Genomic DNA, 21,198 nt, shown 5'->3' on the forward strand with positions numbered 1-21,198 from the left:
GTGCGGGCCGGACGTATGAAGCAATCCGGTCCGCACCGTTCTCGCTTCCCACGATTAAACTCAATGCAAACCCTCTCGATTGCGCATTGCTTAATTGTGAGTGAGGGAACTCACGAGGCAAGGACGCGCGCGCCGTCCTGCGCGGCCGCCCTTTGTTGATAGAGGAGCTATCCATCTAGTGCGTAGCGGCATCTCCTGCACCGCGCGGCACGCGGATCGAGTCAATCAGTTTGCGCACTTCGACCGGCGGCGATTCTGTCATCTTCGATACCGCAATCGCAATCGCAAAGTTGACGATCATACCGATCACTCCAATACCTTCTGGTGAGATACCGAACAGCCAATTGGCTGCGACATTGGCATCCGGTACGAACAGCTTGAAATAGGCGATATAGCTAAACGTAAACACCAATCCGCTGACCATACCGGCAATCGCTCCCTCCTTGTTCATCGACTTTGAAAAGATACCCATGAAGATGGCGGGAAATAGCGATGCTGCAGCCAGGCCGAAGGCAAAGGCAACCACCTGAGCAACCCATCCGGGAGGATAGATGCCAAGAAAGCCAGCCACGACGATCGCAGCAGTAGCGGCAATGCGGGCCGCCAGCAGCTCACCTTTTTCGGTGATTTGCGGGCGAAAGGTGGACTTTAGCAAATCATGGCTGATCGACGATGATATTACCAGCAACAAGCCTGCCGCCGTCGAAAGCGCTGCTGCGAGGCCGCCTGCCGCCACCAATGCAATCACCCAGCCAGGCAGGTTGGCGATTTCTGGGTTGGCGAGTACCATGATATCGCGATCGACATAGACCTCATTGGCACTATCCACGTTCGGTGGATTGGTGACCATGCGCTGTCCGGCAGTGCCGGTTGTATCAGCAAAGGTCGGTTTGCCGAGAAACGCATCGCCGCTGCTGAGCTGCATTACCCCATCGTCATTCTTGTCATAGAAGGCGATCAGGTCATTGCTTTCCCAGTTCTTGAACCATGCGGGTGCATTTGCATATTCAGTCTGGTCAACCGTCTCGATGAAGTTGATCCGCGCAAAGGCACCGACGGCCGGGGCGGTTGTGTAAAGCAGCGCGATGAAAACCAACGCCCAGCCCGCCGACTTGCGCGCATCTGACGCTTTGGGCACGGTAAAAAATCGAACGATCACATGCGGTAATCCTGCCGTTCCGATCATCAATGCAGCGGTGATGCAAAACACATCAATCATCGACTTTGATCCGTCGGTATAGGCGCCGAAGCCCATATCCTGCAGAACAAGATCAAGCTTTTGTAACACATATATTCCCGACCCATCATTTACCGTCGACCCTAGTCCCAATTGTGGGATGGGATTTCCGGTGACTAGAAAACTGATAAAGAATGCCGGAACCATGTAGGCGAAGATCAACACACAATATTGTGCTACCTGGGTATAGGTAATGCCTTTCATACCTCCGAGTACGGCATAGAAAAACACGATGGCCATACCGATGATGACACCCATGGTGATCGGCACATCAAGGAACCGCGAGAATACGATACCCACACCGCGCATTTGCCCGGCAATATAGGTAAAGCTGATAAAGATCAGGCAGATCACCGCAACCACGCGTGCTGCTTTTGAATAGTAACGTGTGCCGATGAAATCGGGTACCGTAAACTGACCGAACTTGCGCAAATAGGGGGCAAGCAATAGCGCTAGCATCACGTAGCCGCCGGTCCAGCCCATCAGGTAAACAGAGCCATCATAACCGGAAAAGGCGATAATCCCAGCCATGGAGATGAAGCTGGCAGCAGACATCCAGTCAGCAGCGGTAGCCATGCCGTTGACAACCGGATTGACGCCGCCGCCGGCAACATAAAAATCCTTGGTCGAACCGGCACGGCTCCATATCGCAATGCCGATATAGAGTGCGAAGGACAGGCCAACGAACAGATAGATCAGGTTTTGAGTTTCCATGTCAGCCTCGCTCAATCATCAAGATCATATTTGCGTTCGATCATCTTCATCCGGATGGTGTAATAGAAGATCAAAACGATGAAGACGTAGATTGAGCCCTGTTGCGCGAACCAGAACCCTAGGGGATATCCGCCCAACGAAAATTGATCGAGCCAATCGCGAAACAATATACCGGCACCAAAAGACACGACAAACCAGACGGACATCAATGTCCACAGCAACCGGATGTTTTCCGACCAATAGGCCTTTTCCGATTCTGCAGTTTCAACTTCTTCTACTTCTTCTTCGGACATAGAGTTCTCCCCGTTTGTTCAAGATGGTGAACAAGTTTTTCTCCATTCTATCAAGCAGGTTATAGATGATTAGAAAATTTGGAAGAGTGACTGTGGACTAATATGATCAGCGCCTCACGCACATCACAACATCATGCCGCTTCAATGCGAAGTTCAACTGCACCAGATAGAGAATTATTTTACTGATCGTCCTTTGGCATATCCAAAAGCGACCACTTTATCGTTACTGGGCCTTGTCCCACGATTCTAAGGTTTCTGGAGCGAGTGAATCGGTAGCGACGGACTGGTCTATGGGGCGTCCGCGCCGGCGACGATACTCACGCTTGTGCCTTGATTTGGTGTGGAGGAAACCTCAATGCGCAACCCATTTTTTTTCGCCAGGTCATAGCAGATTGCCAGCCCCAATCCTTCGCCACTTGAATCGTCTCCTTTTTGATAAACTGACTGAAACCGGACAATCTCCTCATCTGACATGCCTAAGCCGGTATCCAATACCATGATCGTAAAACCACTTTCGCGCTTTCTGGCTCCGACAAGCACTTTGCCTGTGACGGTATATTTGATTGCATTGGAAACGAGATTGCTGACCATTCGCATCAAGACCAGCGGGGGAAGTGCGGTTTCAAGACTGCTGTCCACAATATCAAGCCTGAGACCCTTGGAAATCGCTTCTTCGCGGAACATTTGGCCGACGGTCTGGAAGATCATCGAAAGCGGATAAGGCTTTTCAGAGACTTGTCGGTCGTTGGGCAGCGGTTCGTCTGGAACGGGCCGACTTTCAAACAGATAGTCGCCCGATAGTGATTCCAGATAATCCAGTGCTTCGCGAATATTCTGTTTCGTCTCATGATTTAGATTATCAGAACCAGCGTCGAGACTCATCCGCAGACTGCTCAACGGCTGCCGGATGTCGTGAGAAGCCGTTGCGAGTTGACGCTGTCGAAGCGCAGCCTGATCACGAGCGCGCGAATAGTTTTTTTCGGCCTCAAGCAGCCGCTGGCTTTTCTCAGCGTCTTCCTTAAGCACACGAATTTTTTCCTGTTGCGCTCGATCATGTTCCCTTCGCAGAGAAAAGATCCCATAGGTAAGGCCGAGCATGACCAGCGTTCCGATCACTATGAAGGTCGTTTTGGCAAAATTTCGCAGCACAATCTGGTTTTCCAGATAGCCGCTGAACATCAATGTGGCGTAAACCAGAAACGCCATGAAGATTATGATCAGGCCAGCCCACATCTCAAACAATCTGCGATTGGATGATTTCTCCCACCAGTAGAGCGGTAGAAAATGAGACAGGCACATGATGCCTGTCCAGACGAGCTGGATCTTGTAACTCGTGACGCGCGGAATAAAGGGAATCATGGCCAGAGTTATGATAGGAAGCAAGGCGAACCATTGGACGTGCTTGGACCACGGGTGGCTGCCCTTGCGGGTCACCATTGAAGAACCCGCAACGTAAAAGCCGAACATGATACAAGCATAGCTTATCAAAAAACCGACATAGGGATTCCATTCCGGATGACTTGGATACAGAAATCGGAGAGGAATGTTGTCGTCAAAGGACAAAGCGGCAAGTAACAGCCAGAATAGCAAGGCATATCGAATTCCGACGGAACTCTTGAGCGAAATATTTGTCCCCAGCATTACGATCAATCCGAAGATAGCCAGCGTGTAGAATGATGCGTTAAGCGCAGCCGTGCGCAGCTCATGTTCGACCAGATCAGCTTCGTCCCTGATTGAAAGGCTTGGCGCGGCTGCCATAAGTTTGGATGTCCGGACCATGAGGATGGCCGCTTCCTCAGGCCGCAAGATTACCGGTTTCGACTTGAGCTGGGTGCCGCTCAATATTGCTGGATCATAGGGTTTGGCGGAAGAGAAAGATAATAACCTGTCGACATCACCAGACTGTCGTACCAGAAAGATATCGGCATCGCGTACAGCAAACGCATCGAAAGTTACAATCCACTGATCCGCCAGACGTCCGTCCGGTTTTGAGACGTTTTTTATGGTGAGGGCGGACCATAGATCAGAATAAGGCTCGAACTGCTGTTCAGTTACCGGAACGCTGGTTTCAAATTCGCTGGCCTCATATTCCGAAACCATGTCCACCAGCGTTCGATTTTCGCCCAGACGATACGCCATATGATCACTCAGATCAGTCTGGTTTTCACCGGATTTCAGTGACAGGACCGGCGCAGCCAATGCTGGCCCAACATTCAAAATCGCAATCACCGCAAGAAAGGTCACGGGCGTCAAAAGGCGTAAAGCCGATTTGAAATTTGATGCGATCAAGCTAAGAAATGTCATAGGTTACAATCATTTGTTCCATGTTGTAGAACAGGAAAATGCCCCAAGGCAAGCGGAGCAGAAAATTGAAATGAGCCACTTTACCGCCGTTATTGCCGACGATCATGCGATCGTCCGTTCGGGATTGAAAGCCGCGTTGGAAAACGAACGGCTTGTTGACGGACATGTTATAAGGGTGGTGGCCGAAGCCGCTAATGGCCTGGATGCCATTGCGGAAGTCAAACAACATCGCCCTGATATACTTGTTCTTGATGTGTCGATGCCAATGGCGGGCGGTGTTGAGGTGCTTGTCGAAACACGGCGCTGGTCGCCTGATACTCAGATCATCGTGTTCACCGGCATATCCGCAATGGGAAAAGTCAGCGAGCTGGTCGAGGCCGGGGTTGATGGCCTGTTTTCCAAGGCGGAAGACAATCAGGGACTTTATCAGCAAGTTCCGATGATCCTTCAGGGCGGCCGATATATTTCGCCCTTTTTTACCGATATTTTGGAGAAGGCTCCGGAGCGGAGCGCTCTGACTGACCGGGAACGGCAAATATTGAACCTGATTGTCGCAGGACAATCCAACAAGGAGATTTCCGGGCACCTTGGTATCAGCGCCAAGACCGTGGACCGCCATCGCACCAATCTCATGCAGAAACTGGACGTCCATTCGGTCGCGCAACTGATTGCCTATTCCCTGCGCGAGGGATTGATCGACCCCGCGGCGGAAATCTGAATACTCTAAAGAGATACTGTCTGAATTAGTGGTCGGCATGAATGCTGATTACTCTTGGACACCAAGATTTTGAAATGGGGGATTCACCTCATTCAGCGTCACAGCCTTCCTTGCTACTCAGGATGACAGGGAGTGGGGCCATATCGGTCTCCGATGAGAAGGAAGAGACGATGAAAAAGGGAAGCAATACCGTTAGGGGTAGAAAATTCGGTTTGAAAATTTCAGGCGCTTTGCTGACGCTGGCTGCGGCTGGTGCGGTCATAGCTCCAATGCCACATCAAACGGCCCAGGCACAGATTCCTGGATTACTGCCAAAGGCAGATCAGGTAGCGGTAACGGAGCCCATGGCTATCGATGGCGTCTGGCAAATTCGCGAACTGGGCAAACATATTATAGTCGAGGCTGGACGTGCTTATGCGCTTGAGAGCTGGATCCACGCATTTGTCTTTGAAATTCAGCCCGACATGGTTGTGCTGCGCAATTTCAAACAGGAAGCGCCCAATGTTTATGTGGCGGACGACCTGCCGCTGATGGCGAAGGCCAATATGGTGGTTCAGGAAGACGGTTCGATCACAGCGACGGTCGCATCACTGGTTCCGGTCACCTACCATCTTGATCCGGTTGAGTTATTCTATCCCCAGCATTTCATTGCGGCGATACAGGAAAGCCGGGTGCCTGCCCAATATCGTAGTCGCCCCGGACCGCCATCACATGCGCTGGGGCCACCACAACCCGGCGTTATCGGGCAGCCGATAATTGAAGCTCAACCAGCCTTGGAACCGGGCGTCACAGAGCCTTTCGTGGAGCGGTGTGGCAATTGTGGTCTTTTACCCCCAGGTGTAGCCGGGCAGGCCGAACTTGCCACCGGCAGCAATGACAGCACCGATGAAGGCGGTCTTTCCGACGAGGCCAAGCTGGGTATTGGTACAGTCGTAGCCGGAGGTATCGCTTACAAGGCAAGCGGATCCATCGGCAAGACCGCCAAAATGGTCGGCTCGGCCGGAAGGGTTCCTCGCGGTGGTACAGCCGCAACGAAACTGACCGAAGGACGCCTCAGAGGCGAGATCTTGAAAAAAGCCGGTCCCAAGGGAACCGGACGACTTATCGGGAATGGCACAGCCGCTCAGGCAGCCCGCGGAATCGGCGGAGCCACCAACGAAGCGAAATTGATGCAGCGTATCAACAAGGCTGGTGATATTTCCAAACTGAACAAAGCCGGTCGTGCTGCTCAGGTGGCGCGCGGTGCAGGCGGATTGAAAGCCGCATCCACCGCCGTAGACGCTGCTAAGCTTGCCAAAATGGCCAAGGCCGGCGCAACCGCCGGAAAAATAGGCAAGGCGGGCCGCGCTGCGGTGGCAGGCACAGGCGTAGGAGCGGTTGTAGTGGTGGCTGAAATCGCCGCGACCGAAGGCATTGAAGCCGTCACCGGAGCCGATATTCAGGATCCGGTCTCCACCACGTTCCAATATGGATCCGCGATTTTCGACAAGGATGTGACCCTGGGTGACGTCGCAAAGGCACGTGCAGCGCATCACCGGGAGAATTTTCGCAAAATTGGCGAAACATTCACCACACCGGGAAAGATGCAGGAAAATCTGCAGGCCTATGGCGATAAAAATCGTGCGAAAGTCGAAAATGCCACCGGTATGGACCTGCAAAGTGGCAGGGAACGGCGCGCAGCTTACGGTGCAGCCCTGACCAGTGACAAGCCTGTCGCAGCGACTGCAAAAGTCATGGGGGATCGGGCCAAGCACCATTTGGAAAATACCGGCAAGGTGACGAAAAAAATCGGCTGTGGTCTGGGTAACATTTTCCGCAAGAAGGAAAATGACAAGGAGTGCTGACCTGATCGAGATCGCAAGCGACCCTCGATCTCGACAGGTCAATACAAGGAGGAGCGGCGACCGCTCCTCCTTTTTCTTTTGGCCTATCGCAAGTAAAGTTCAGCCCCCTAAGACCCTCTCAGTTGCTAAAACGGAAGTGCATCGCGGTTATTCACTGCTCAGGATTTGGGCATCGAGGCGACCAGCGCATGCTCAAGAAATTGTTCAGCACAGATGGTGTCGAAGTGTGGAAAATCGCAAGTGCATTCGCGAGGCCGAGAATGGTTCTGCAAGCTTCGCGTAATAAGCCGAGCCCTACATAATCCGCAGGCTAACCAACCATTCCACATTCAAAGGATAGAAGAAATAATGGTGAGCCCTGCTGGGTTCGAACCAGCGACCTACTGATTAAAAGTCAGTTGCTCTACCGACTGAGCTAAGGGCCCACAACTGCAAGCGGCTGTTGCGAAGCGCCTCCCTAGTGGTGCTTGGCCATGGGGTCAAGCGGCTTTGGGATGTTTTGCCAGTAATTTATCACAGGCCTTGGCGCGAAGCAATTTGTGCAATCGTCAGACCGGTTACTGGATCACGCCAATCTGGCGCAATTTCGACGCTTGGACGTAAAACAAAGGGGCGTTCCCGCAACAAAGGATGAGGAATTGTCAGCTCAGGATCCGCGCTCGAAAACGGGCCTTCGCTCCACAAAATAATATCCAGGTCTAGAACTCTGCGAGACCAGGCTTGCCCGCGACGAGCTCCAAAATGCGATTCGATAGTTTTTAGCAGATTGAGCAAGTCGACCGGATCAAGCCCCGTTTCGATGATTGCAGCCGCATTTGCATAAGCGCGACTAGATGGTCCAACAGGCCTCGACGCTATAGTGGAAGAATATTTGAGGACTGTCAGGCCTTGCTGCGCTAGTTTTGTCAAAGCAGCATTCAAAACAGCGCGCGGCGGGCCATGGCGCACATGACGTTGATTGGACCCCAGGGCGATCAGGAAGCGGGTATCGGGCAACGGTATCCTCTGGAAATTGTGATAACTAGCGTGAAACTAACGGTTTCAAGGTCATGAAACCGCTGCTAACATAGTTGCGTTACAAGGCAAACCAAGGAGCATGCTATGGGCGGTCGACAATTGAGTTGCATTGGCAAAGGAGCAACGTCGGTCGGATTGATCTTGTCATTGGCTGCCTGTGGTGGAAATGGCGCAGGATCCGAGCTTGAACCCGCTGAAAGCATCGCACGCGCCAGCCTGATAGGTGCGGATCAGACGCAATATGGCGAAGTGATCATCGGCGAGGGCGACGGTGGTCTGCTCGTACAAATAAAAGCCGAAGGCCTCTCGCCAGGCCCGCGGGGCGTTCATATCCACGAAGTTGGCAAATGCGTAGGGCCGGATTTCAAATCGGCCGGCGGTCATTGGAACCCGACCCAGAAAGAACATGGATTTGATAATCCCAAAGGTGCTCATATGGGTGACTTTTTTAATCTGGAAATCGGTGATGATGGAACTGGCTCTGTCGAAGCCACCATTGAGGAAGCGAGTTTGAAAGAGGGGCCGAATGCGTTGATGGATGCGGACGGCGCTGCGTTTGTGGTGCATGCTGGGCCAGATGACTTGAAGACGGATCCATCCGGCGAAAGTGGTGGCCGGGTTGCTTGTGGTGTCTTTGAAATTCAAAGGTTTGAACCAGCACAATAATTTGAAATTGGTGATTGCGATCACGATCAACCCGTCTAAATAAGCATATCAATTAGCTATCGGGGGGTCGCATGGCTATTTCAGTTCTTTTCGTCTGCATGGGTAATATTTGTCGTTCGCCTTTAGCTGAAGCGGCGTTACGTCAAGAATGCGCACGTGTGGGCAAATCTTTGATTGTCGATTCTGCTGGCACTCATGATTGGCACGCGGGGCAGCCGCCGGATGAACGTGCGCAAGCGGTCGGGAAGAAAAACGGGGCACCACTCGACCATCTGCGCGCTCGCGCGTTGCGCACAGCCGATTTTCGAGATTTCGATCATATCATTGCATTGGATAATGAGAATATGGTCAACCTCTTGGCGAAACAGCCGGCTGATGGTTCTGCTCAATTATCGCTTTTGCTGGATCATGTCGAAGGCCGCGCCGGCGAAGACGTCGCTGATCCCTACTATGAAGCGGATACCGCATTTGACGAGACCTGGGATGATGTATCGGCGGCGGCCAAAGCGCTGGTGATAAAATTGTCGTAAGCTGTGGCCGTTCTTGCTCGCTTGGTCAGAACTTGCCGATGCTACCCAGCGTCGAATGCTGCCGCGCCTCGCTACCGACCAATGACGGGCCATCGCTTGCGGAGGTGAATTTGAGATTGGCTTCCAATAATGTCCAATGACAGCGAGCAGATCGAGAGGGTGCATATTCATAAAGAGTGATTTGCGTCATTTATTCGTCCTGATTATCGATTTTCTGGCTGCATTTCATATATCGATTGAAGCTATCTATGAGTATGATGGTTGATTTTATCGGTTAGGCATTCAGTTTTTCTTGAAAAATTCACATAATAAACCGATATTGGATAGGATAGTGCCGCTATCACGTATTTTTGCGGCGGAATAAACCGAGGAGTTTGAATATCATGGCTTGGCCTGACCCACGAGCGACAATGTCGCGTACACCTGTTGGCACGACGCCACAATCTGACGTCGCTTATGACGCCGGACTGCGTTCTTACATGCTCAAAGTATATAACTACATGGCGAGCGGTGTTCTGCTTACTGGTATTGTTGCGATGCTGTTTGCCAGCTCCGGAATGGCGGCAGAGATTATGTTTGGTGGTGGACCACTGAAATGGCTTATCATCTTGTCTCCGCTGGCGATTGTTTTTGCCATGAGCTTTGGACAGAATAAATTTTCAACATTTACGCTGCAGGCGATGTTCTGGGGCTTTGCGACCTTGATGGGTCTGTCCATGTCGACAATTTTTCTCGTTTATACCGGTGCTTCGATTGCTCAGACTTTCTTTGCAACATCGGCGGCTTTCTTGGGTCTTAGCCTGTTCGGTTATACGACAAAGAAAGATTTGTCTGGCTGGGGCAGCTTCCTGATCATGGGCGTAATTGGCTTGCTGGTAGCGATGGTCATCAACATCTTCTTGCAGTCAACAATGATGCATTTTGTAATCAGTGCAATCGGTGTTCTAGTCTTCGCAGGCCTGACGGCATATGATACGCAGCGGATCAAGAGCATGTATGCTTATGTTGCCGGTACCGATATGGTCGGAAAGGTCATCATCATGAGTGCGCTCAATCTGTATCTGGACTTTATCAATATGTTCCAATTCCTGCTCAGCTTCATGGGCAGCCAGGACTAAGGCTCTATTCATATCCTTTGACCTAAGACAAAGCCCGGCAGGAAACTGCTGGGCTTTTTCTTTTGTCAGTTGATCGTTTTTCCATTGCATTTGCTGGACAACAGCGGGCCCGCAACCTAAGGATTTCGTGCGATCTATAGGGGAAATTGAGTGCTTCAGGGTGTAAAAAAAGTTCGTTTGTTTGCCGTTGCTACGGCCGTGACTGCGCTGGCTGCTTGCCAGACAGCTCCACCACCGCCACCACCGGCGCCCGTTGCGGCGCCTAAATATACACCGAGAGCGCCGACAACGCCGTTTGGCGCCAGCGCGAATACCATTGTGCCGCAGCTGCGTCCTGACGGCCTGCGTCAGACGATCAATCGCGATATAGGACCATTGCAAACTGTGTGGCATGTCCGTGCCGCTTTAAATGTGGCGGCGCTTAGCTGCACTGGTCCGCAATATGCGCGGATTGTCAGTGATTACAACGCGTTTATCGGGAACAACAAAAAGTTTCTGCGCAACGCTAATAGCGCAATCCTGCGTAAATTCAGCCGTGATGTGGGCAAAGGTTATCGGCAGGCTCACGACCGCCAACAGACGCGCCTTTATAATTATTGGTCCTTTTCGCCGCTCCGGCGCCCGTTTTGCGATCAAGCCGTGCAGGTAAGCCAGCGCGCCATCGTTACGAAGCCGGAGGATATGGAAACCTTTGGAGCGGAGGCGCTGGCCGAATTGGAAAAACCGTTCACGGATTTCTACCTAGCGTACGAAGAATATGAGCGTGATCTGGATGCCTGGCGTCGGCAATATGCACCGGAGCAGGCCCGGGACGCGGCGGATGAGACAATAAATACAACTGGCCTGACCGAGGAAGGCTAGGCCCCAAATATCAAAGACAAGATCGAAAAAGAAGGCCAGATGGTGCGAACCATCTGGCCTTAGTCTTTCAGCTTTCAAGGGGATGAGGAGAGAGCGCTGAAAGAAAGAGAGATTTGTTTAGAAACCGAAGCGGACACCGACGGAGCTTTTGTCTGCTGCCCCTGGCCCAGCATCAGACAGAAAGTCCGAGCGTACCGAGCTGGAGAGGAAGCGGCCTGGATTGACGGCATCGACACCGCTATCTTGTGCGGTAGAGCGGTAAGAAAACTCTTGTGGGACAAACAAACCGGTCAATCCTGTACTCCGTTGCTCAACGACAGGCGAGGCGTTGTTTTCTATCCGGAAGCCGGTTTCAAATCCGGGAGCCATGGTGGCCATGAAGCTCTGATCTTGTTTGCTGGAAACACCTGCCAGATCAAAATTACTGATAGGAAGGTCGATGGCCTGATGCTTTTGGGGTGCAGCGGCCTCTACCATGCTTTGGGTGTCAATGGCGGAATCAGCAAATGCGGGCGTTGCTGTGATGCTGATAAGGGCAGCGGCGGTAACAATAACTACATTTTTCATGACTTCGTCCTTCCTATATCTGCAGCAAGCACTTGCTCGCTGCTCTCATAGAAGGTTTCGCGGCAACAACGGATATGGTTACAGTCGCTGCATTTTTTTATCGATTAAATTGATCAATAGCCGGGTTTTGACAACTTCAGATGGATAGTAAAGCCCCCGTCTCTCTAGCTTTCTGGCATCAGTGCAGCGTCCACTGCCTTTGATTCCTTATATGCATCGCGTGCCCTTAATCGCTCGGAATAAGCGACAAAGCTATCTCTCTCGGGAAAGCTTTTGAACTGGAGGCCCCAATCGACCTGCGATCCAACATAGACATCCGCCATTGTGAAGCGATCGCCGCAGACATAACTGCGAGATTGCAGCATTTCATCAAGTACATCCATGGCACGATCGTAGTTGCCATAACCCGCCGAACGCTCTTGTTCTGCAGTTAGTGACAATCCGAGATTTCGGTCCATCACTGCTTGTTCGATCGGTCCTGCGGCGAAGAAAAGCCAGCGATAATAGTCAGCGCGTTCTTCCGACTTGGGCGCAAGGCCTGCATCTGGGAAAGTATCGGCCAAGTAGGCACAGATCGCAGCGCATTCCGTCACCGTTTTTCCGTTATGTACAATAGCAGGAACCTTACCCATCGGATTGACCGCAAGGTAATCTGCGGACTTCATCTTGCCGTCATATTCAATGATCTGCTGATCATAGTCGGCTCCGGCCTCATGCAGTGCCCATCGCGCAATTTGACCACGAGACATCGGGTTGGTGTAGAAGGTGAGGGGGGACGAAGACATGATCAGTTCCTGTAGCGGTGAGGATCAAATCTATAACAGACTGATTCAGGTTTTGTAGTCGGCAGTTATCTATACTGACATTTGGAACCTGCCGGGACCAAATGGATATCGGCAAATGCTGCTGTAACGGTCTCTCCGCTGTTGTCAGTATCGCTGGATATGGCAATCGACGTGACTTTCGCTTTGCTGGTTTTGAACTGCTTTTGGATATCGGCAGCAAGATTGCGGCGTTCGTTTACCCAGGTTCCAGCCTGTGCAGCCCCGCTTTGTGCAACAATGATTTTTGCCTGCTTTGTATAGACATTGTTCCGAGCTGTTCCGACAGGAAAGCGGTTGTCCCAAACATAGTTTATCGCACCATCGGGTATCGCGTTGCCACCCCGCGTCCGCGCCAATGCAAGCTTGGCACGAGTGCCAAGCGAGATCGAACTATTGGGTAAGTTCAGGCCTATGTAAATCCGCGCTGCTTGATCATCACCTGACTTCTTGGCGATATTTGCCGTTCGTACAACGTCATCGACCTGCCAGCGCCAGCACAGCACGGGGGTTTTAGTGAGATTGACCATCACCGGCCGGGTGAACAAAGCCATGCTCATACGGGCATAAGCCTCGATGGCTGGCACGCCTTGAATTCGTTTAGCAGTAAATTTGGTGGCTGGTACTTTCTTATCAATTTTCACGCTGCGCCATCCTGCGGCGCCGCTAGCAAAATTGCTGATCCTCTGGACCCCGGCGTTTTGCGCTGCCGCTATTTCGGGCGATGCTGCCAGCATGATTGCAGTGCTGATGATGATGGTTTTGCGCATATAGCCCTCAAGTGCGGTTCAGGCGCCAATCATAACTTAAAAAACTGACGTTCATTTTGCCCGATCTTAATGCGGCTTGCTGCCCCTTTGTCAGGCCCAGAGCATTAGCGTAGATGGCAAGAAACTGGTTGAGGTCTTTCGCACCACGCCAGCCATTCTCAAAATCTCCGCGATACCATTTGAAAATGCTGGAAACCTCTAGCCGCCCACCTTTCAAACGATTGCGGCTGCGGTCCCGCAAAAAGTCTTTAGTGGCAGCGTTAAGCTGTGCGGGCAGGGTGCTGCCTCGGTAGGCATTTTTGCGCAACGCCGGGCAGCCAATACTGGCGCAGTTCACGGCGAAATGGATGCGTGGTTCGTTATAGCGACCGCTGCCACGGATTAGCGAATGTTCGATATGATCCAACGATACGGTCTTGCCGAACAGCGGAATGAATTTCTGTTTCCAAGGAGAGCGGATGATAGAACCGAGATCCTTGATTGACTTTAGATTTGGGTATTCGGACAGGATGAGTTCAACCGTCCAAGCGTTATAGGTATTGATCAGAAAGGCGAGCTGATCGTTTTTGGACCATCTGTTGAAGGTTGTCTGGCTGACCGAAGATGTGGAATCGAGATAGGTTTTCAGTTTCGCTCGATCTGCTTTGAACCGCGTATAGTTGACTTTGGATGATGTCCCGCCACCGGTGACCACGACATTGCGTTTCAGCAAGACATCCCAGCCGGAATGATCATGCGCTGCCCATGCGTTGCTGGATACGGATAGAGCGATGAAGGATAGAAATAGCCGGAACAGCATATCGAAGGCCTCTTTTGCGCTAGGAATATTTGTTAGTTCGCAGCGCAAGGCCAAGAGGTTACATCGTGTCGCATAAATCGATCGACAAAAGGTGGAGGCCCGCGCGATGATAAAGCAGTTTTTCCTGATCTCGAAAAAACCGGAGCTCTCGGCTGAAGAATTTCGTTGCTATTATGAAGCCAATCACGTGCCCCTGATCAAGCGCCTGTTGCCGATGTTTGCTCGCTATCGGCGGCACTATCTGGATCATGGCAACTCCACTTTCAGAGCGGACCAAGCAGCGCCGAATTTTGATGTGATGACCGAAATTTGGTTTGCGCGGCCAGCAGACTTCGACGCCTTTATCGAACGAGTCTCCGATCCTTCGGTAATCGCCGAAATTCGCGCCGACGAGGCCAACTTTCTGATCAGCGATGCCACCCGTTCGTTGCGAGTGGAGACGGTGGAGTAGTTGACTAGACCTGCTTCCCGTATTTACCCTCGATCTGCCTGAGAATCTCAGCCAGTGATCGTTCGGGTGCAGGCGTGAAGGTAGTTCCGGTTTTGGTAAGTTTTTCCATGCGGTCGAGGCGGAACATCCGAAAGTCATCGCGCAATTCACACCAGGCCACCAATGTCCATGTCTTGCCCCAAAACCATAAGCCCAGTGGCTGGACATTCCGGCTGGTCGCCGCGCCTTCTTCATCATGATAATCGAATGACAGTATATCGCGGGCTTCAATCGCGGCTTCGCAGCGGTCAATCACATTTCTGGTTTGCTCGCCGAGGCCCATTTCGGGTGCGAATATCTTTGTACCACCAACCCGGTCGCGCTCTTTCTCTGGCAATACCGTTTCTATTTTCACTAGCGCCTCTTCGGCCGCGGTCCTCATCGCGGTTCCGCCCCAGGCGCGCACCATGCGAGCACCGGTGACAAGAGCGACAATTTCCTCCCGCGTGAACATCAGTGGAGGCAGATCAAAGCCGCTGCGCATGATATAGCCGATACCGGCTTCGCCATCGATTGGGACGCCAGTGGACTGTAGATCGGCAATGTCGCGATAGATGGTGCGTTCGGATACTTCCAAACGCTCGGCCAGCATGGCCGCAGTGACAAGCCGACCGCCGCGCAGATATTGGACAATCTGAAAGAGGCGGTCGGCTCTGCGCATATTTAGTTTTTGAAAATACCGAGCGAATTGCCCTCGGTATCTTTAGCATAGAAGAAGGAGCCAGCCGGAATGAGTATGACTTCCGATACGACTTCACCGCCGCCCTTCTTCACACGCTTCATAGCATCATCAAGATAGCCGTCGACCGCGAGATGCGCGGTAATTCCATCGCCTTCTGTTGCTGGCTTTCCTTCGTAAAGATGGCCGGATGAGGCATTCTCACCTTCATAGGGCAACATCATGATGGGTTGGGGCCCCGCTTCATTTTTTGTGAGCGGAGCTTCCAGCAGCGTTTCATAAAAGTTGCTTGCCCTTTCCAGATTGGTGACCGGAATTTCGGTCCAGACAAGACGATTTTGTTTTGCTTCGGTCATTAACTTGCTCCTGCTTGTTGTTGGGGACAAGTTCGCTATGCCATAGCCCTCCTGACAGCATATTGTCAGGAGGATCTATTTATTTCTCGGTTATTGACGATCAGTGTCGAGAAGGACCTCAAATCCACCATAGATCAGGCGTTTTCCATCCATTGGCATTTCTGCGCCCGGAGTCGGCATACGACTGTCCTCACGCATTTTTTCTGAGCCTTGCTCAAAAGCGTCTTTGGATGGCCATTCTGCATAACCGAAAGCGATAGCTTCACCGGCTTCGGCCTTTACCGCCGTTTTGAAATCGGTAACCTTGCCATCCCCGATTTCTGGGCCCCAACCATCGGCCGCGTGCAGGGCTCCATGATCAATTGCTACATCACGCATGGTCTTGCACATATCGGCAAAGGCTTCGCGGTTCTCTCTTGGGACCGGAGCGACATAGCCCTGAACATAACCGGTCGGGCCGCCTGCTCCGCTCTCACCGAGTGTTTCAAAGCCTGAATAGATCATCCGCATGCCGTCAAACGGAATTTCTGCGGGCTGTTCCATCCGTTCGTCGCTCCCCATGTCTTTGTGGGCCTTGTCAAACTCCTCCTTCGTTCTCCAATCGATCCAGGAGAATACAATATTCTCGCCCTTATCGGCCTTTACCGCTCCGTACATATCGGTAAGTTCGCCTCTCGGTACGTCCGATCCCCAACATTCGACAATCCGCTGGGCGCCATAATCGGTAAAAAGCGGCACGGACTCTTGCGCCATTTTTAAGTAAGCTCCCTTATTGGCTTCGGGAACCGGAATGATGAATCCTTGAAAATAACCCATTTTCTCTCTCTCCTCTCCCCGAATATAGCAAATTTGAGCGTTCTGATCACGCGCACATAAAAAAAGCGGCGTGAGACCAGTCACGCCGCTTTTTTGTTTTTGGGCAGCAGACGGTAAGCCTGCTCTTCAAGTGAAATTATTTGTTCTTGGTTGGCGTCTTTTTCTTTGCCGCCGGTTTTTTCTTTTTCTTTGCTGAGGGCGCAGACGGCGTGACCTCAAAGCTCAGCTCATTGTCTTTCAAATGCACCTTGACTTCGCCGCCATTCACCAACTTGCCGAACAGCAATTCTTCGGCCAGTGGTTGCTTGATCTTCTCCTGAATGAGACGACCCATCGGGCGTGCCCCATAGAGTTTGTCATAGCCGCGCTCGGTCAACCACTGGGCCGCTTCATCGTCCAATGTGATATGGACATTCTGATCCGCCAACTGCAACTCGAGTTCGAGAATGAATTTCTCAACAACTCGTGACACAACTTCAGGCGGAAGATAAGCGAACGGGACAATCGCATCCAGACGGTTGCGGAATTCGGGGGTGAACATCTTCTTCACCGCCTCATCGCTGGCGTCTTCCTTGGACACGTTGCCAAAGCCAATGCCCTCTTTCGCCATATCAGATGCCCCGGCATTGGTCGTCATGATCAGAACGACATTCCGGAAATCGACGGTCTTGCCATGATGGTCGGTCAGTTTACCGTTGTCCATCACCTGAAGCAGGATGTTGAACAGATCCGGATGGGCTTTTTCAATCTCGTCGAGCAACAACACGCAATGCGGATTTTGATCAACAGCATCGGTCAGCAAACCGCCCTGATCATAGCCGACATAGCCCGGAGGTGCACCGATAAGGCGAGACACGCTGTGGCGTTCCATATATTCGGACATGTCAAAGCGCTTGAGCGGAATGCCCATGATGGAAGACAACTGCCGGGCGACTTCGGTTTTACCGACGCCGGTTGGACCGGAGAACAGATAGTTGCCAATTGGCTTGTTCGGTTCACGCAGGCCTGCACGGGACAGTTTGATCGCGCTCGAAAGCTTTTCGATTGCCGCATTTTGACCGAAGACAACACGCTTGAGATCCTTATCGAGATTTTCGAGCGTTTTCTTGTCATCTTTCGATACCGATTTGGGCGGGATACGCGCCATCGTCGCGATAACCGCTTCAATATCCTTGGTCGTGATCATTTTCTTGCGGCGGGAAGGCGGCAACAGCATTTGCATTGCGCCAACCTCATCGATCACGTCGATCGCTTTGTCCGGTAGTTTGCGGTCGTTGATATAACGGGTCGAAAGTTCAACTGCGGATTTCAGAGCATCTGGCGCGTAACGCACCTTATGATGTTCTTCGAACGCACCACGAAGACCCGCGAGAATTTTGATTGTATCTTCGACACTAGGTTCGTTGACATCAATTTTCTGGAACCGTCGCAGCAAGGCACGGTCTTTTTCGAAATGATTGCGAAACTCTTTATAAGTGGTCGATCCGATGCAGCGGATGATGCCGCCTGAAAGGGCTGGCTTTAGCAGATTTGATGCATCCATTGCGCCGCCGCTGGTCGCGCCAGCGCCAATCACTGTATGAATTTCATCAATGAACAAAATCGCATCCGGCATTTTTTCCAGTTCGGAAACCACCTGCTTCAGTCGTTCTTCAAAATCACCGCGATAGCGCGTGCCTGCGAGCAAGGAACCCATATCCAACGAATAGATGATCGCAGGTTTCAGGACATCTGGCACAGTTTCTTCGATAATACGAAGCGCCAGTCCTTCAGCAATGGCTGTTTTGCCCACACCGGGTTCACCGACATAAAGGGGATTGTTTTTCGAACGGCGACAAAGAATTTGCACCGTACGATCAACTTCGGCCTGGCGACCGATAAGGGGATCAATTCTTCCGTCCTTGGCTTTCTGATTCAAATTGACAGTAAACTGGTCGAGCGCAGTTTCTTTTTTGCTTTTCGCCTCTTTCTTCTCGTCGCTTTCTTCACCGCCGGACAATTCGGCCGGGTCAATTGATTGCCCGCCTTTGCCAACGCCATGGCTGATAAAGCTAACGGCATCCAATCGGCTCATATCCTGTTGCTGAAGGAAGTAAACAGCATAGCTTTCGCGCTCGGAGAACAGCGCTACAAGCACATTCGCGCCAGTTACTTCATCCTTACCGGACGACTGGACATGTAAGATCGCACGCTGGACAACTCTCTGGAAACCGGATGTCGGAGAGGGGTCAATAGACTTTTCCACCTTCAGTGAGTCCAGTTCGCTGTCGAGATACAGGACCACTGCATCTTCAAGCTCGCCAAGATCCACTCCGCAGGCATTCATCACCTGTGAGGCATCGCCATCGTCAATGAGAGCGAGCAACAGATGTTCCAGCGTCGCATATTCATGAGACCGATCTGCGGCATTTTTCAAAGCCTGATGAAGGGTCTTTTCCAGCGATTCTGCGAATGAAGGCATGTATTTACTCCTTGATGGGACAGAGGATTGTCCCGATAGCTGAAAGCCTGTGAGGTCCGGTGTTACTCTGACCTTAACCTTTCGGCTTCTTTCTTAATCTATGCGCAACCCAAAAAACATCAAGGGCATATCCTAAGAACGGCAAGCATGCGGCCAAGGTCAGGCGTGTTTTCTGATCTCTTCTCCTAAACGGTTCAAGCTGGATCAAATTAAATCTGAATATTAAGAGATAGGGTTAACAAATCCTTACCAAACATCAGTATTTACGTCTTTTTAAACAGACTGTCAGCACTCGCGCGATGTGAAACCGCAAAGCTCTTCTTGGCTTCACAGCGACTTATTTCGTTTTTCAAGGTTGAGATTCGCTTTTCCAGTTCGTCCACAGAAAAGGGATCCAGGTCTTGTTTTACCAGCAGATTGAGCGGATCGTTGGCATTGCGCGGCAGATCTTCATCATCGTTCATGTAAAAATATCCTATCTTTTTGGGCCATCGGTTATCGTAATGTTGACCGGCGCGGGTTTGCTGTCAATAAGACCGACACAGAAAAAGACGTGTGCTATATGCGCGTTTTTGGGAGGCTTGGGGCAACCATGACAGTATCAGAGACATTGCAATCGGAAATGACGGCCATCGCGATCAGTGAACCGGGTGGCCCAGATGTTCTGAAGCCGGAAACCGTGGCAGTGCCGCAACCGGCAGCGGGTGAAGTTTTGATCAAGGTTGCCGCAGCCGGCGTGAACCGACCTGATGTCGTCCAACGCAAGGGGCTCTATCCAGCCCCGCCAGGCGCATCTCCGCTGCCAGGGCTGGAAGTATCTGGAACGGTTGTTGCGCTTGGCCAAGGCGTAGGATCCGAATGGATGGGCCGGAAAATATGTGCGCTGACCAACGGCGGCGGCTATGCGGAATATTGTGTCGCTCCAGCCGGTCAATGTTTGCCCGTGCCCGATAGTTTGACGATGGAAGAAGCAGCAGCACTTCCCGAGACGTTGTTCACCGTCTGGAGCAACCTTTTCAATCGTGGCTTTGCCCGGGAAGATGAGACGGTTCTGGTTCATGGCGGAACGAGCGGGATCGGCACTATGGCGATCATGCTGGGCAAGCTATTTGGTCTGAAAGTAATCGTGACCTGTGGCTCCGATCAGAAATGTACCGCTGCCAAGAGCATAGGCGCAGATCATGCGATCAACTATAAGACACAGGATTTTGTTGAAGAAGTAGAAAAGATTACAGGCGGGCAGGGCGTTGAAGTGGTTCTCGATATGGTCGCTGGCGACTATGTTCCGCGGAACCTCAATTGCCTGAAGGAAGATGGCCGCCATGTCACAATCGCGGTGCAGGGCGGAATGCAGGCGACGCTCAATATGGCGCAAATCATGATGAAGCGACTGACTCTAACCGGATCAACACTGCGCCCACAATCTGCAGATCGCAAGGCGCTGCTTGCTGATGAACTCTATCGCTATATCTGGCCGGACGTAGAAGCCGGCAAATTAAAGCCCGTGATGGATGAAAGTTTTCCGCTTGCTGAGGCGGCCAAGGCCCATGCACATATGGAAGCAGGTGATCATATTGGAAAAATCATCCTGACGGTCGATTAAAGCATGGAAGATGTGATCGATTTTCACGGTGCAAAGGTTGCATTGTTTGTGGACGATCAATTGCTTGTTTATCGCCGGGACAACAAACCCGACATTCCGTTCCCAGACATGTGGGATTTACCCGGAGGTGGCCGGGAGAACGAAGAAAGTGGTGCGGCCTGTGTGGCTAGGGAAACACACGAAGAATTTGGCATAAGTATCGATGCTGCGGCGCTTGAATTTGTCCAGCACTATGAAAACTGGCGAGGCGCAAACAGCAGGCGTGCGCTGTTCTTTATCGGTCAACTGTCGCAAGAACAGGTGGCGGCCATAGTTTTTGGCGAAGAAGGGCAGCATTGGCGAATGATGGCGGTTTCAGAATTCTTGGCAAGCGAGCAGGCTGTACCACATTTGCAAGAACGTCTGCGTGATTATCTAGACCAGCCCGCTTAAATCCTGCCTTTCCTGTAAATAAAAGGTCACAAAACGGGAATCATCCTGTCACAAAGGCAGGTTATAAGCCGTTTCCATGGATGGTTTCCTTGGGAGTGAAGT

Annotated in this window: 23 protein-coding genes and 1 tRNA gene; 9 read left to right on the forward strand and 15 right to left on the reverse strand. The window is 51.7% G+C overall.

Annotated features, from left to right (window positions below):
- Nucleotides 1-175 precede the first annotated feature (175 nt).
- The 3 genes from DG177_RS15925 to DG177_RS15935 form a co-directional block, all read right to left on the reverse strand.
- Nucleotides 176-1,951, reverse strand: coding sequence for a VC_2705 family sodium/solute symporter (locus DG177_RS15925; RefSeq protein ID WP_108812391.1), 1,776 nt, complete (start codon nucleotides 1,949-1,951; stop codon nucleotides 176-178).
- 11 nt (nucleotides 1,952-1,962) lie between these two features.
- On the reverse strand, nucleotides 1,963-2,244 hold the full coding sequence (locus tag DG177_RS15930) for a sodium/substrate symporter small subunit (RefSeq protein WP_108812392.1): 282 nt from the start codon (nucleotides 2,242-2,244) through the stop codon (nucleotides 1,963-1,965).
- A gap of 288 nt (nucleotides 2,245-2,532) precedes the next feature.
- Nucleotides 2,533-4,548, reverse strand: coding sequence for an ATP-binding protein (locus DG177_RS15935; protein WP_108812393.1), 2,016 nt, complete (start codon nucleotides 4,546-4,548; stop codon nucleotides 2,533-2,535).
- 70 nt (nucleotides 4,549-4,618) lie between these two features.
- Between DG177_RS15935 and DG177_RS15940 the strand changes: the two genes are divergently transcribed.
- Both DG177_RS15940 and DG177_RS15945 read left to right on the forward strand, forming a co-directional pair.
- Nucleotides 4,619-5,266 carry a response regulator transcription factor gene (locus tag DG177_RS15940; RefSeq protein WP_337658945.1) on the forward strand — a complete coding sequence of 216 codons (648 nt, stop codon included), beginning with the start codon at nucleotides 4,619-4,621 and terminating at the stop codon, nucleotides 5,264-5,266.
- Between the two features lie 170 nt (nucleotides 5,267-5,436).
- A complete protein-coding gene (locus tag DG177_RS15945; protein WP_108812394.1) occupies nucleotides 5,437-7,110 on the forward strand; it encodes a hypothetical protein in 1,674 nt (557 codons plus the stop codon).
- A 349-nt stretch (nucleotides 7,111-7,459) separates the two neighbouring features.
- Here DG177_RS15945 and DG177_RS15950 read toward each other — a convergent pair.
- Nucleotides 7,460-7,535 (reverse strand) — tRNA-Lys (locus DG177_RS15950).
- Between the two features lie 88 nt (nucleotides 7,536-7,623).
- Nucleotides 7,624-8,106 (reverse strand): 2-amino-4-hydroxy-6-hydroxymethyldihydropteridine diphosphokinase, encoded by a 483-nt coding sequence (gene folK, locus DG177_RS15955; RefSeq protein ID WP_108812395.1) that lies wholly within the window; start codon nucleotides 8,104-8,106, stop codon nucleotides 7,624-7,626.
- 105 nt (nucleotides 8,107-8,211) lie between these two features.
- On the opposite strand from folK, the gene DG177_RS15960 reads away from it, so the two are divergent.
- Nucleotides 8,212-8,793 carry a superoxide dismutase family protein gene (locus DG177_RS15960; RefSeq protein ID WP_108812396.1) on the forward strand — a complete coding sequence of 194 codons (582 nt, stop codon included), beginning with the start codon at nucleotides 8,212-8,214 and terminating at the stop codon, nucleotides 8,791-8,793.
- Between the two features lie 71 nt (nucleotides 8,794-8,864).
- Nucleotides 8,865-9,323: an arsenate reductase/protein-tyrosine-phosphatase family protein gene (locus DG177_RS15965; RefSeq protein WP_108812397.1), complete on the forward strand. Its 459-nt coding sequence runs from the start codon at nucleotides 8,865-8,867 to the stop codon at nucleotides 9,321-9,323.
- Between the two features lie 25 nt (nucleotides 9,324-9,348).
- On the opposite strand, the gene DG177_RS17810 is transcribed toward DG177_RS15965, so the two are convergent.
- A complete protein-coding gene (locus tag DG177_RS17810; protein WP_337658946.1) occupies nucleotides 9,349-9,513 on the reverse strand; it encodes a hypothetical protein in 165 nt (54 codons plus the stop codon).
- Between the two features lie 193 nt (nucleotides 9,514-9,706).
- Between DG177_RS17810 and DG177_RS15970 the strand changes: the two genes are divergently transcribed.
- Together DG177_RS15970 and DG177_RS15975 are read left to right on the forward strand one after the other, a co-directional pair.
- Nucleotides 9,707-10,441, forward strand: coding sequence for a Bax inhibitor-1/YccA family protein (locus DG177_RS15970; RefSeq protein ID WP_108812398.1), 735 nt, complete (start codon nucleotides 9,707-9,709; stop codon nucleotides 10,439-10,441).
- A 150-nt stretch (nucleotides 10,442-10,591) separates the two neighbouring features.
- Nucleotides 10,592-11,302: a hypothetical protein gene (locus DG177_RS15975; protein ID WP_108812399.1), complete on the forward strand. Its 711-nt coding sequence runs from the start codon at nucleotides 10,592-10,594 to the stop codon at nucleotides 11,300-11,302.
- Between the two features lie 117 nt (nucleotides 11,303-11,419).
- Here DG177_RS15975 and DG177_RS15980 read toward each other — a convergent pair whose 3' ends face one another.
- The 4 genes from DG177_RS15980 to DG177_RS15995 form a co-directional block, all read right to left on the reverse strand.
- On the reverse strand, nucleotides 11,420-11,869 hold the full coding sequence (locus DG177_RS15980) for a hypothetical protein (RefSeq protein WP_108812400.1): 450 nt from the start codon (nucleotides 11,867-11,869) through the stop codon (nucleotides 11,420-11,422).
- 164 nt (nucleotides 11,870-12,033) lie between these two features.
- Nucleotides 12,034-12,654: a glutathione S-transferase N-terminal domain-containing protein gene (locus DG177_RS15985; protein ID WP_108812401.1), complete on the reverse strand. Its 621-nt coding sequence runs from the start codon at nucleotides 12,652-12,654 to the stop codon at nucleotides 12,034-12,036.
- A 65-nt stretch (nucleotides 12,655-12,719) separates the two neighbouring features.
- Complete coding sequence (locus tag DG177_RS15990; protein ID WP_108812402.1) at nucleotides 12,720-13,460, reverse strand: DUF3047 domain-containing protein; 741 nt, start codon at nucleotides 13,458-13,460, stop codon at nucleotides 12,720-12,722.
- A gap of 7 nt (nucleotides 13,461-13,467) precedes the next feature.
- Nucleotides 13,468-14,259 carry a DUF547 domain-containing protein gene (locus tag DG177_RS15995; RefSeq protein ID WP_108812403.1) on the reverse strand — a complete coding sequence of 264 codons (792 nt, stop codon included), beginning with the start codon at nucleotides 14,257-14,259 and terminating at the stop codon, nucleotides 13,468-13,470.
- 106 nt (nucleotides 14,260-14,365) lie between these two features.
- Between DG177_RS15995 and DG177_RS16000 the strand changes: the two genes are divergently transcribed.
- A complete protein-coding gene (locus DG177_RS16000) occupies nucleotides 14,366-14,710 on the forward strand; it encodes an EthD family reductase (protein WP_108812404.1) in 345 nt (114 codons plus the stop codon).
- Between the two features lie 4 nt (nucleotides 14,711-14,714).
- On the opposite strand, the gene DG177_RS16005 is transcribed toward DG177_RS16000, so the two are convergent.
- The 5 genes from DG177_RS16005 to DG177_RS16025 form a co-directional block, all read right to left on the reverse strand.
- Nucleotides 14,715-15,410, reverse strand: a complete 696-nt coding sequence (locus tag DG177_RS16005; RefSeq protein ID WP_108812405.1) for a WYL domain-containing protein — start codon at nucleotides 15,408-15,410, stop codon at nucleotides 14,715-14,717.
- Nucleotides 15,411-15,412: 2 nt separating this feature from the next.
- Nucleotides 15,413-15,784: a VOC family protein gene (locus tag DG177_RS16010; protein WP_108812406.1), complete on the reverse strand. Its 372-nt coding sequence runs from the start codon at nucleotides 15,782-15,784 to the stop codon at nucleotides 15,413-15,415.
- Between the two features lie 90 nt (nucleotides 15,785-15,874).
- Nucleotides 15,875-16,600 carry a DUF1428 family protein gene (locus DG177_RS16015; protein ID WP_108812407.1) on the reverse strand — a complete coding sequence of 242 codons (726 nt, stop codon included), beginning with the start codon at nucleotides 16,598-16,600 and terminating at the stop codon, nucleotides 15,875-15,877.
- Between the two features lie 136 nt (nucleotides 16,601-16,736).
- Nucleotides 16,737-19,061 (reverse strand): ATP-dependent Clp protease ATP-binding subunit ClpA, encoded by a 2,325-nt coding sequence (gene clpA / locus DG177_RS16020; protein WP_108812408.1) that lies wholly within the window; start codon nucleotides 19,059-19,061, stop codon nucleotides 16,737-16,739.
- Nucleotides 19,062-19,324: 263 nt separating this feature from the next.
- Nucleotides 19,325-19,525, reverse strand: a complete 201-nt coding sequence (locus DG177_RS16025; RefSeq protein ID WP_108812409.1) for a DUF1192 family protein — start codon at nucleotides 19,523-19,525, stop codon at nucleotides 19,325-19,327.
- A gap of 128 nt (nucleotides 19,526-19,653) precedes the next feature.
- Between DG177_RS16025 and DG177_RS16030 the strand changes: the two genes are divergently transcribed.
- Nucleotides 19,654-20,664 carry an NAD(P)H-quinone oxidoreductase gene (locus DG177_RS16030; protein WP_337658947.1) on the forward strand — a complete coding sequence of 337 codons (1,011 nt, stop codon included), beginning with the start codon at nucleotides 19,654-19,656 and terminating at the stop codon, nucleotides 20,662-20,664.
- A 3-nt stretch (nucleotides 20,665-20,667) separates the two neighbouring features.
- Nucleotides 20,668-21,096, forward strand: coding sequence for an NUDIX hydrolase (locus DG177_RS16035; RefSeq protein ID WP_337658948.1), 429 nt, complete (start codon nucleotides 20,668-20,670; stop codon nucleotides 21,094-21,096).
- Nucleotides 21,097-21,198 lie beyond the last annotated feature (102 nt).

This window comes from Sphingorhabdus sp. Alg231-15, from assembly GCF_900149705.1.
Lineage (GTDB): Bacteria > Pseudomonadota > Alphaproteobacteria > Sphingomonadales > Sphingomonadaceae > Parasphingorhabdus.